This is a genomic window from Paraburkholderia susongensis (assembly GCF_900177725.1).
GTDB lineage: Bacteria > Pseudomonadota > Gammaproteobacteria > Burkholderiales > Burkholderiaceae > Paraburkholderia > Paraburkholderia susongensis.
The window spans coordinates 191,147-202,546 of the sequence record NZ_FXAT01000012.1; the positions used below are offsets into that span (position 1 = coordinate 191,147).

At 63.6% G+C, this 11,400-nt stretch carries 11 protein-coding genes and 1 pseudogene; 7 read left to right on the forward strand and 5 right to left on the reverse strand.

All coding sequences use genetic code 11. The features are described from left to right. Positions 1-130 precede the first annotated feature (130 nt). The 4 genes from B9Z01_RS27800 to B9Z01_RS27815 all read left to right on the forward strand — a co-directional run bounded on the left by B9Z01_RS27800 (position 131) and on the right by B9Z01_RS27815 (position 4,687). Positions 131-1,783 (forward strand): flavin-containing monooxygenase, encoded by a 1,653-nt coding sequence (locus B9Z01_RS27800; protein WP_143809083.1) that lies wholly within the window; start codon positions 131-133, stop codon positions 1,781-1,783. A gap of 72 nt (positions 1,784-1,855) precedes the next feature. Continuing rightward, complete coding sequence (locus B9Z01_RS27805; RefSeq protein WP_085488765.1) at positions 1,856-2,764, forward strand: SDR family NAD(P)-dependent oxidoreductase; 909 nt, start codon at positions 1,856-1,858, stop codon at positions 2,762-2,764. An 88-nt stretch (positions 2,765-2,852) separates the two neighbouring features. Next, positions 2,853-3,734: a metal-dependent hydrolase gene (locus B9Z01_RS27810; protein ID WP_085488766.1), complete on the forward strand. Its 882-nt coding sequence runs from the start codon at positions 2,853-2,855 to the stop codon at positions 3,732-3,734. Beyond that, entirely contained in the window at positions 3,731-4,687 is a 957-nt protein-coding gene (locus B9Z01_RS27815) for an alpha/beta fold hydrolase (RefSeq protein WP_420814729.1), read from the forward strand. The genes B9Z01_RS27810 and B9Z01_RS27815 overlap by 4 nt, the downstream gene beginning before the upstream one ends. On the opposite strand, the gene B9Z01_RS27820 is transcribed toward B9Z01_RS27815, so the two are convergent. After that, positions 4,668-5,216, reverse strand: coding sequence for a putative glycolipid-binding domain-containing protein (locus B9Z01_RS27820; protein ID WP_085488768.1), 549 nt, complete (start codon positions 5,214-5,216; stop codon positions 4,668-4,670). The two genes, B9Z01_RS27815 and B9Z01_RS27820, sit on opposite strands and share 20 nt — an antisense overlap. Positions 5,217-5,430: 214 nt before the next feature. On the opposite strand from B9Z01_RS27820, the gene B9Z01_RS27825 reads away from it, so the two are divergent. The 3 genes from B9Z01_RS27825 to B9Z01_RS27835 all read left to right on the forward strand — a co-directional run bounded on the left by B9Z01_RS27825 (position 5,431) and on the right by B9Z01_RS27835 (position 7,660). Next, positions 5,431-6,342, forward strand: coding sequence for an urea transporter (locus B9Z01_RS27825; RefSeq protein ID WP_085488769.1), 912 nt, complete (start codon positions 5,431-5,433; stop codon positions 6,340-6,342). A gap of 227 nt (positions 6,343-6,569) precedes the next feature. Further along, complete coding sequence (locus tag B9Z01_RS27830; protein WP_085488770.1) at positions 6,570-7,346, forward strand: class II aldolase/adducin family protein; 777 nt, start codon at positions 6,570-6,572, stop codon at positions 7,344-7,346. Positions 7,347-7,438: 92 nt separating this feature from the next. Then, complete coding sequence (locus B9Z01_RS27835; protein ID WP_275937528.1) at positions 7,439-7,660, forward strand: 4-oxalocrotonate tautomerase; 222 nt, start codon at positions 7,439-7,441, stop codon at positions 7,658-7,660. Positions 7,661-7,885: 225 nt separating this feature from the next. Here B9Z01_RS27835 and B9Z01_RS27840 read toward each other — a convergent pair whose 3' ends face one another. The 4 genes and pseudogenes from B9Z01_RS27840 to B9Z01_RS27855 all read right to left on the reverse strand — a co-directional run. Next, the gene (locus tag B9Z01_RS27840; RefSeq protein ID WP_085488771.1) at positions 7,886-9,085 is read right to left on the reverse strand and encodes a porin; all 1,200 of its coding nucleotides are present in this window, start codon (positions 9,083-9,085) and stop codon (positions 7,886-7,888) included. Between the two features lie 87 nt (positions 9,086-9,172). Further along, complete coding sequence (locus B9Z01_RS27845) at positions 9,173-10,525, reverse strand: TRAP transporter large permease (protein ID WP_085488772.1); 1,353 nt, start codon at positions 10,523-10,525, stop codon at positions 9,173-9,175. Positions 10,526-10,532: 7 nt separating this feature from the next. Next, positions 10,533-11,012 (reverse strand): TRAP transporter small permease, encoded by a 480-nt coding sequence (locus B9Z01_RS27850; RefSeq protein WP_085488773.1) that lies wholly within the window; start codon positions 11,010-11,012, stop codon positions 10,533-10,535. 181 nt (positions 11,013-11,193) lie between these two features. Then, positions 11,194-11,400, reverse strand: a pseudogene (locus B9Z01_RS27855) (TRAP transporter substrate-binding protein); the annotation flags it as partial.

Sequence of the window (11,400 nt, forward strand, 5' to 3'; positions counted from 1 at the left end):
CATCAGACACGCCGCGAACGCTCGTCCTAGAGCCCGGAGCCTAACCCGTTCCTTGCATCCTCCGTTTTCAGCCTTTATTGTTACATTGTTCAATGTAACAGTTAAGAGCGTAAGCAAGGAGACGGATTGGATGAACGTCCGCATGATGTCCCGCGACACCGCGCCGCCCGAGCCGTGCCCGCCGTCCGATACGGCGCCTTTCGATACCGCGCCTTTTGAAACTGATATCGCGATCATCGGCTCCGGCTTTGCGGGCCTCGGCATGGCAATCCGGCTGCGCGAGACCGGCATCACCGATTTCGTGATCGCCGAGAAGGCCGATTCGGTGGGCGGCACCTGGCGCGACAATCACTACCCCGGCTGTGCGTGCGATGTCCAATCGCACGTCTATTCGTTCTCGTTCGCGCCGAATCCGCGCTGGAGCCGCATGTTCGCGCGCCAGCCGGAAATTCGCGCTTACCTCGAAGAATGCACGCGCCGCTTCGGCATCGAGCGCCATCTGCGCTTCGGCCATGAACTCGCAAACGCGGCCTATGACGAAACGCGCCACCGCTGGCAACTGACTTTTGCAAACGGCCAGCAATGGTCGGCGCGCGTGCTGATCTCGGGCATGGGTGGTCTGTCGCGCGCAGCGCTGCCGGATATTCCCGGCATCGAAACGTTCAAGGGCAAGGCGTTTCATTCGCAGCACTGGGACCACAGCTATGCGCTCGAAGGCAAACGCGTCGCCGTGATCGGCACCGGTGCGAGCGCGATCCAGTTCGTGCCGCAAATCCAGCCGCGCGTCGCGCATCTCGATCTGTTCCAGCGCACGCCGCCGTGGATCATGCCGAAGGCCGACCGTCCGGTGAAACCGCTCGAGCAGTGGTTGTTCAAACGCCTGCCGTTCACGCAGAAGCTCATGCGTTCGGCGCTTTACTGCATGCTCGAATCGCGTGCGGTCGGCTTTGCGGTTCATCCGTCGCTGATGAAGACCGCGCAAAAGATCGCAGAGCGTCATCTGCGCCGCCAGGTGCCCGATCCGCAATTGCGCGCCACGCTCACGCCGGACTACACGATGGGTTGCAAGCGCATCCTGATCTCGAACGACTACTTCCCCGCCGTGTCGCGCGCCAATGTGTCGGTGAAAACCACCGGCATCGCGCGCATCGAGGAAGATGCGGTCGTGACTACCGACGGCGTGCGCCATCCGGCCGACTGCCTGATCTTCGGCACCGGTTTCCAGGTAGCCGATCCTTTTGCGCCGGGCGTCGTGCGCGGACGCGGCGGCGTCGATATCGTCGATACGTGGCGCGACGGCGCGCATGCGTACCTGGGCACGGCCTTGCCTGGTTATCCGAACTTTTTCATGATCGTCGGACCGAACACCGGCCTCGGCCACAACTCGATGGTGTTCATGATCGAGTCGCAAGTCGAATACATCCTGCAGGCGCTGCAGACGATGAAGGCTGAACAGGCCGCCGCGATCGAGGTGCGCCCGCAGGTCGAGCGCGATTACAACGACCGCATCCAGCAGAAGCTCAATCACGCGATCTGGTCGACGGGTGGCTGCAAGAGCTGGTATCTCGATCCGAGGACCGGCAAGAACACCACGCTGTGGCCGGGCTTCGCGTACAAGTTCCGCCAGGCCACGCGCAGCTTTCGCATGAACGACTACTTCGCGTTTTCGCCCGCACCGCAGGCGGGCCTACAGGTGAATCATCCCGCCGGAACCGCCGCACAAACCGCACAACCCGCGCATGCATGCGGCAACGCCGCGGTGACGTCGGCGCAAGCGAACTGAACAGACATAACAACGACAGCGCATCAATCAGAGAGGACAGCAACCATCTTGCATGGGACCGGAGTCAAGCCAATGAAAAACTTCACCGACCGGGTGGCCGCGATCACCGGCGCGGGCTCAGGCATGGGCCGCTCGCTCGCGATCCAGCTCGCGCGCGAAGGCTGTCACCTCGCGCTCGCCGACTGCAATCCGGCAAGCCTCGCCGAAACCGCGCAGCTTGCGCAGGCCGCCGCGCCACGCGTGGTCGGCGCGCCGCTGCGCATCACGACGCGCATGCTCGACGTCGCCGATCGCGCCGCGATGTTCGACTGGGCCGCCGAAACGGCGCTGGAGCACCAGCGCGTCAACCTCGTGTTCAACAACGCGGGCGTCGCGCTGTCGAGCACGATCGAGGGCATGGAGTACGCCGATCTCGAGTGGATCGTCGACATCAACTTCTGGGGTGTCGTGCATGGCACGAAGGCGTTTCTGCCGTATCTGAAGGCGTCGGGCGCGGGGCATATCGTCAATACGTCGAGTGTATTCGGCCTTTTCTCGCAACCCGGCATGAGCGGCTACAACGCGACCAAGTTCGCGGTGCGCGGCTTCACCGAGTCGTTGCGCCAGGAACTCGACCTCATGAAATGCGGCGTATCGGCGACTTGCGTGTATCCGGGCGGCATCCGCACCAACATCGCGCAAGCGAGCCGGATCGCACCGAACATGGTCGGCTTCATGGTCGAGAGCGAACAGCAAGGCAAGGACGACTTCGAGAAGTTCTTCATCACCAGCGCCGATGACGCCGCGCGCGCGATTCTCGACGGCGTGCGCAGAAACAGGCGGCGCGTGCTGATCGGACGCGATGCGCGCGCGGCCGACTGGCTCGCGCGCACCCTGCCCGCTGCGTATCAGGCGCTCGTCGTGATACAGACGCGCCGCCTCAAGCGCGTCGCCGAAAAGCGTGCGCGCCGTGCCGCGCAGATCGACGGCAAGCGCGCGTGATGTTCGCACAACGCAGCATCCGGAGCGCCGCGCTCAATCCGCAACAGCCGGCACTTCATCGTGCCGGAAGATCATAGGGAGAAAGGTCATGATGCCCGTTCGCCGCGACCTCCGTTTCAACCTGCCACCCGAACGCGCGTGCGACTGGCACGCGCAAGGCTCACATGTGACGCACTTCTTCAACGCACTCTCCCTGCTCTTTCCGGCCGGCGAGCGCTTCTTCATGGATTCCGTGCGCAACTATCGCGACCGGATCGACGACCCCGTGTTGAAGAAGCAGGTGCTCGGCTTCATCGGCCAGGAAGCGATGCATACGCGCGAGCACATCGAATACAACGATCTGCTGCAACAGGCGGGACTGCCCGCGCACAAGCTCGATAAACGGCTGTGGTGGATCCTGAACCTCTTTCGCAAATTCCTGCCGCACTCCTACCAGCTTGCAATCACGGTTTGCCTCGAACACTACACGGCGATGCTGGCCGGTCTGCTGCTCGAGGACTCGACACGCATCGCCGGTTCGGTCGAAGGCTATACGCAGATGTGGACCTGGCATGCGCTCGAGGAAACCGAGCACAAGTCTGTTTCGTACGATGTCTGGAATACGGTGCTCGAACCGGGACTCGGCCGCTACCTGCTGCGCACCGGCACGATGCTCACCACCACGCTGACGTTCTGGCTCATCGTGTTCGACTACAACGTGCGGCTCATCGTCGCCGATCGCAAACGTGGCGGTCATGTGCGCGGCCTGTGGCGTCTCGTGAAGTATCTGTACGGTCCGCGTCATGGCGTGTTTGCGCGCATCGCCGGCGAATGGCTCAGCTTCTTCCGGCCCGGCTTCCATCCGTGGGATCACGACAATCGCGCACAACTTGCGCGGATCGACGGGCTCGTCGCCGCCGTCGAAGCGGCCAACGCAGACCTGCCCGTTACGCGCAACACAATGCGCCGCGGCGCGCGGGCGGCCGGGTGATGCGCGAAACGCTGTCGGTCGATGCCGGCGATGTCCGCCTCGCGGTCTACGTGAGCGGACCACGCGACGCCACGCCGATCGTGCTCGTGCATGGCTACCCCGACTCGGCCGCGGTGTGGGAAGCAGTGCGCGCGCAACTGGATGCGCGCTACCGCGTGATTGCCTACGACGTGCGCGGCGCGGGCGCGTCCGGCGCACCGCCCACGCGCGCCGCGTACCGGCTCGAACGTCTTGCCGCCGATCTCGCCGCGGTCGCCGATGCGACCTGCGGCGCACAACCGTTTCACCTCGTCGGCCACGACTGGGGCTCGATTCAAGGCTGGCAAGCCGTCACCGATCCGGCGCTCAACGGCCGCATCGCGTCATTCACGTCGATTTCCGGGCCGTGCCTCGATCACGCATCACTCGATTTGCGCGGCGGCGCGGGCCGCGCGCCGGAGCGGAAAACGCGGCGCCCATTCGGCAGCGGCGTGCGGCAAACGCTGAAGTCCTGGTACATCGTCTTCTTTCATCTGCCGTGGCTGCCCGAACTCGTGTGGCACGCGGGCGGCGCCCGCGCATGGCCGCTGTGGCTGCGCGCGACCGAGCGCGTGCGCACGGCGCGCGATCCCGCCCAGAAGCGCAACGCGATCAACGGGCTCAATCTCTATCGCGCGAATTTCGTCGACAGGTTGTTGCGGCCGCGCGCACGTCCCGCGCACGCGCCGGTGCAGTTCATCGTGCCGCTGCGCGATCGCTACGTGGGGCCTGCGCTGTCACTTGGACTCGAATGCTGGCTCGGCGCGTACGAACGCACGGAAATCGATGCGGGCCATTGGGTCGTGCTGCGCGACCCCGAACTGATCGCGGCGAACATCGCGCGTTTCGTCGACGCGCGGCACACGGAGGCAACGGGTCAACGCACCGCGGCCACAGTGACAGCGGCCGCGACACTCAACGCGGCAAGCGCCTGAACAAGGTCGGATAGTCGATCACGAGGCCGTCGCTATCCACCTGCATGTCCGCCGTGAAATTGCGGAAAATGCCCTCGTAACGGTACTCCCGATCCAACGCGATGCACGTGTAGGCTTGCCCGGCGCGCGTGACCTGCAAGTCCGGCGTCGAGATATACGCGACCTCGATCGGCTGGCGCTCACCTTCGGCCAGTCGCAGCCGGCGAATCGGCAACGTGTTGGTATACGGCGTCGCGGCGATATCGATATCGATGCAGCCTTCGAGCGCGCTCAGCGTAAGACCGTGGCCGTCGTGCCAGCGGCCATCGCCGTCGCCATGCAACTCCAGCTCGCCGCCGCCGACGATCTTCAGCCACGCATAGCGCGTGCGCCATTGCGCATCGCAACGCACCACGTAGTGCAGCCCGTACGCTTTGCCGTAGCGCTGCCCGACCACGACGCTCTCGGCCGCGAAACCGTCGTCGCGTGCATCGAACGTCAGATGTTCGATGCCGTCGCCCTCTTCCGAGGCCCACCGTAATTCACGCATCGCCTGTCTCCTCGCGAAACGGCGCGGCGCGCGCCGGTTGCTTATCGTAGCGCGAAAGCGCGGGCGCGGGCGGTGTGTCTATGCCTCCTCGCGCTGGGCACCGGGCACCAGGCACCGAGCCCAAATATCCACTATCAACGCGCGACGATGCTTCACGCCGCGTCGCTGGACTATGCTTGCGGTTTGCCGTGATCCAGCACAACGCGCCCCCCCGATGCACGCCGCCGCGCAATCCTCTTCGCTCAACGCCCCGCTGCGCACGCTGCTGCGCAGCCTCGGCCAGATCGTGCTGCAAGAGAACGCCTTCACCGGCGCATGCCTGATCGCCGCGTGGCTGCTGAGCGGACCTCGTCTCGCCTGCGCGGCATTGATAGGCGCAATCGCGGCCAACGTGAGCGCGATCCTCGCCGGATCTTCCGAGGACGAAACGCGCGCGGGCCTGCACGGCTTCAACGGCGCGCTCGCGGGCCTTGCGGCCTTCAGTTTCATCGCCGATCCGTCGACCGCCGCAGCGGTGGCGATCCTTGCCTCGACCGGCACCGCGTGGCTTCTGCAACCGTGGTCGCGCTGGCTGCGCGAGCGCGGGCTCGGCTGTTTTTCGAGCCCGTGCCTGATCGTCACGTGGCTGTGGCTGCCCTTTATCGCAGATGGCTCACGGCAGGCGGGGCCGCTGGCCTTTCATGCGCCCGATGCGGTGCATTTCGGCAAGGGCGTGCTCGCCGGTTTCGCGCAAACCGGTTTTGCGTCGGGAGCGTTGGCGGGTTCGCTCGTGCTGCTCGGAATCGCCGCCGCTTCGCGCAAACATGCGCTGTATGCGCTGACCGGTGCGGGATTCGCAAGCGCCGCGCATCTGCTGCTCGGCGCAAGCCCTGGTTCATTCGACGCTGGCCTGTCAGGTTTCAACGGTGTCCTCACCGCAGTCGCGCTGGCCGACGCTGGCTTCGCGCCGATGCTCGGCGGCGTCGCGATTTCGGTGCTGCTGCAAGCGGGCGCCGTGCACTTCGGCTGGCCGGCGATGACCGCGCCATTCGTGCTTGCGACATGGAGCGTCCAGTGGCTCAAGCGCCGCATTGCGCGCGGATCGGCAACGCATGCGGCAGCCGCGCGCCGCATCACCAGCAACTGAGATTGTGCGGTAGCATCGCAAGCCTGTTTGCGCATGCCGCGGCCTCGCCACTTCTGCAAACATCTTGCATGAGACCGGAGCAAGTGCTGAAGCATGGGACCGGAGTAGGCGCTGAAGCGCCAACTCCGGATCGACCGCGGTAAACCGCATGGAACCGGAGTAGGCGCTGAAGCGCCAACTCCGGATCGACACGCCAAATCGCTAACCCCGATCGACAGGAGATAGACATGTCGTTCACCCACTCACCCGCCGGCCGCATCGCCGAGTCCGGCCCGCTCTCGGAAGCGGAACAGCAGACCCGCATCGATCTGGCCGCCGCCTATCGGCTCGCCGCGCTCAACGGCTGGGACGATCTGATCTACACGCATATTTCCGCTAGTGTGCCCGGCGAGCCAGGCCACTTCCTGATCAATCCGTTCGGCCTCGCGTTCGATGAAGTGTGCGCGTCGAATCTCGTGAAGATCGACATTGCGGGCAATATCGTCGGCGCGAGCGAGCATCCGGTGAATGCGACCGGCTTCGCACTGCACGCCGCCGTGCACGCGGCACGCGCCGACGCCTTCTGCGTAATGCATCTGCATAACACGGCGGGCGTGGCGGTATCCGCGCAACCGGCCGGCTTGCTGCCCGCGTCGCAACACGCGCTGCGCTTTTATGGCCAGCTCGCCTATCACGACTACGAAGGTCTCGCGTTCACGCCTGCCGAAGGCGGGCGTCTCGTCGCGCATCTCGCCGACAAACCGGCGATGCTGCTGCGCAATCACGGCACGCTGACGCTCGGCCGTACGGTCGCCGAAGCCTATGTGCTGATGGCGACGCTCATCAAAGCCTGCGAAATCCAGTTGCAGGCACAAACATGCGGCGCGCCGCTCGTGGTGCCGAACGATGCGATCGCCACGCGCACCGCGGAGCAGCTCTACGACGGCGGCGCGATCGAAGGCGCCCTCGAATGGCCCGCGCTGCTGCGCAAGCTCGACCGGCTCGATCGCGCTTACCGTAACTGAGCGCAACCAAGCACGACTGAGCCCACGCATTGGCAACGCGCATTAACTGACGAGTTAGTCCGCACCACCAGCCGCCGGGCTCTGCCTCACCTCTGAACCCTCAACCGTCAACCTCACGGAGTCATCCTATGCCCACGTTTCATATCGAACTCTTCGAAGGCCGCACGCTGGAACAGAAACGCCAGTTCGTCGAAGCGATCACCAAAGCAACCTGCGAGTCGCTCGGCGTCGAACCGAATTCCGTCGACATTATCCTGACCGACGTGAAGCGCGAAAACTGGGCCACGGGTGGTCGTTTGTGGTCGGAAGCCTGAGCGGCCTGAATGAGTTCGCATGACGCGATGTCTGCGAGATTGCGCTGATACCGCGTCGCTACGACGGCTAATAGCACTGGCGAAACCCGCGCTCGCGACGCTCGAAAATCGCGCGCGCAAAAAAAAGCTGCGCACGAAAAGTGCGCAGCTTGTGTCATCAGCAACCCGAAAAAATCGTGTTGCTGTGGCGGCAAAACAACGCGCCGCCACGTTTTCAGTAACTATTTAGAACTTGTGAATGATGCCGACGCCGACAGCAACCATGCTACGCGACGACGACGGTGCGCCGTTCTGGCCGTCGCCGATGTCTGCCGTTGCGTTGATGATCGACTTGCCGTTCGTGCCCAGCGTCTGGCCGCTCGCGCGCTGATACGCTTCCAGCGCATACAGGCCGGTACGCTTGGACAGCGTGTAGTACTGCGACAGGTTGAACTGGTTGTAGGTCGCCCCGCTCGTGATGCCGTTCGACTGCGTCGCGCGGGTGTAGCTATAGCCAGCGGCCACGTCCAGCACCGTGATCGGCTTCCAGTGCAGCACTGCGCCGACCGTGTTCCAGATCTGGGTGTCGTGGAACAGCGAACCCGTGCCCGCCGCGTATTGCACGTTCGAGTACGCGAACGACATGTCCCACTGCGAGTTGAACGCGTAGCCGCCCGTCACAGCAATACGCTGCTGCTTGGCTGCCGTCTGGAAGCCGTTGTTGATGCCCGACACGCCCGGCTGCGCGCCGTTGTTCGACGCCGTGGAGTTCGCACCCCAGGCGCCGCCGTTCGAGTTGCCGTTGTCGATGCGCTGGATACCGGCTGCGATACCGATCGGGCCGTTCAGGTACTGTGCTGCCGCGCTCCAGGTCTGACCTGCGCTGAAGCTGCCCGGCGTGCCGCCCAGCGAGTACGAACCGCTGACCGTCAGGCCGCTCATGCTCGGCGACGTATAGACCAGCGAGTTGTTCGCGCGGTACAGCGTATCGAGCGAGTCGATATCACCCGGGTGCGCGCCGTATGCACCGGTCAGCCACGTGGTCGGGCTGTACGGCGAGAGCAGCGTGTAGTACGAGGTGTACTGACGGCCGGCCGTCAGCGTACCGAACGTGGAATTCGTCAGACCAACCCATGCCTGGCGGTTGAATGCCAGACCCGACACGCCTTGCGCGCCGGTCGCGCTGTTGAAGCCCTGCTCCAACTGGAAAATCGTCTTCGTGCCGCCGCCCAGATCTTCCGAGCCCTTCAGGCCGAAACGGCTGCCAGCCCAGATGCCGTTATTCATCTTGACCTGCGAGCGGCCGCCCGAGTTCGAACCCAGCGACGCCGAGCTGCTTTGATAGCCAAACCCCGTATCGACAATACCGTACAACGTCACGCTGCTTTGCGCATGCGCGCCCAGGGCGACCAACCCCAAGGCAGAAGTTACGAGTGCCTTTTTCATTTTTACTCCTTTGTTAAAAACTATATTTATGCGGCCTTGAACGAGCGCCGCTGAGTGTGGAAAACAAACCGGATCGAACAACGAGGATCAGAACACCGGGTGGCCGTTGATGATGCTTGGCAACCAGGTCGAGAACCACGGGACATAGGTGACAATATTGATGGCCGAGAAGATAGCGAGGTAATACGGCCACGCCACCTTAGTAGTTTCCCCAATCGACACATTGCCGATCGCGCATCCAATGAATTGCACCGAACCGATCGGCGGATGCACGAGACCGAGCGCGCAGTTCAACAGGATCATGATGCCGAACTGCACCGGACCCACGCCGTTATGCATTGCCATCGGCAGGAACAGCGGCGTCGTGATCAGGATGTGCGCCGCCATGTCGACGAACGTGCCGAGGAAAACCTGGATCACGTTGATGTACAGCAGCATCAGCCACGGCAGGCTCGTTGCGCCGTCGAGCATGCGCTCGATCGCATCCGGAATCTCCAGATAGGCCATCTGGAAGCGCAGCATGTTCGACACGCCGATCAGCAGCAGCACCACGCCCGTCGTCTTTGCCGCCTTGCCGAGCGCGTGACCGAGCTTCTTCAGCGTCATCGAGCGGTACACGACGATGGTCAGGATCAGCGAATACGCAACGGCGATCGCGGCGGCTTCCGTCGCGGTGGCAATCCCGCGCGCCACGCAGAACAGAATGATCGCGATGACCATCAGACCCGGCACCGCGCCGATGAACGTGCGCAGCACCGCCATCCAGCCCGGGAAACGCTGCAGTTCGGTCGAACCGTCCGGACGGCGCGGATAGCCGTACTTGACGGCCTGCCAGTATGCGGCGACCAGCACGAGGCCCATCACCCACAGCACCGGCAACAGACCCGAGAACAGCAGATCGCCGATCGACACGCCGCTCATCTGCACGCCGTTCAGCGTGCCGCTCACGCCCTGCGCCGCGAACGCGTAGATGATCATGTTCGTCGAAGTCGGCATCAGCGCGCCGGCGAGCGACGAGTGCGTCGTCACGTTGACCGCGTACGCCGCGCTGTAGCCTTCACGCTTCATCAGCGGGATCACCACGCCGCCCATCGCGGACGTATCCGCGGTCGGCGAGCCCGACACGCCGCCGAACAGCGTGCACGCGACCACGTTAGCCATGCCGAGGCCGCCGCGGAAATGACCGACGGTAGCTTGCGCGAAACGCAGGATACGGTCCGCGATGCCGCCGTGGAGCATCAGTTCGCCCGAGAAGATGAAGAACGGAACCGCGAGAAACGAGAACGCGTTCATCCCCGAGATCATCGCTTGCATCGCGGTGGCTGTCGGCAGGCCTTCGTACAGATACGTGAGAACGCAGGACAACCCCAGCGCGAATGAAACGGGAACGCCGAGAAAGAGGAAAACTAGAAAACTAACGGTGAGAAGGGCAAGTTCCATGATTGTTTTACTTTTGTTTTCTGGCGAAGAGCGCGAGCAGATGCTCGGTCGAGAACATCGCGATGCAGATGCTGGCGACAATCGGGATGCAATAGCGCAGCCCTTCCGGCAAACCGAGAATCGGAATCCGGTCGTGCATCGTGGTTTCCGCCATCTCCAGGCAGCCGACAAAAACCGCCACCGCAAAAGCAATCAGGCAGACATGTTGAATTCCCGCCACGAAGGTCTGGCCCTTCTGCGGCAATTTCTTCACGAACGAGTCGAGTCCGATGTGGCCGCCTTCGCGCACCTTGAGCGCGGCGCCGAACATCGCGATCGCGATGACGAGCAGCAAGGCGATGGGCTCGACGAAATCGGGTGCGTCGGCAAAGACGTAGCGCATCACCACGCTATAAACCACGAGCACGCACAGTGAGGCGAGGCTCAGCGACGCCACGACCAGCAGCAGGCGAAACAGAAAATCATTTGGGCGTTTCAGAAAATTCATTGACCCCGTCCTTCTTACGACCGACCTGTCTTGAAAATGCAGCAGCCGTCTCCGGACCCAACCGTCGCGCACAACACGACACGACACGGCGCGGCGTAAAGCTCGCGGGATCTCCCGCAAGGCATTTACGCCGCTCCTGCCACAAACGTTGCTGATACTGGTTACGTCCGGGACGCGAGACTTACTTGACCGCCTGGATCTCGTCGACGATCTGCTTCATTTCCGGGGTCTTTTCGTACTTGGCCCACACCGGCTGCATCGCCTTCACGAAAGCGGGACGGTCGATCTGCGAAGCCGTGACGATCGTCGCGCCGCCCTTCGTGACCGTCTTCTGCGCCTCGGCTTCACGCGCGGTCCACAGCTTCTGGTAGTACGGCACCGAGTCGGC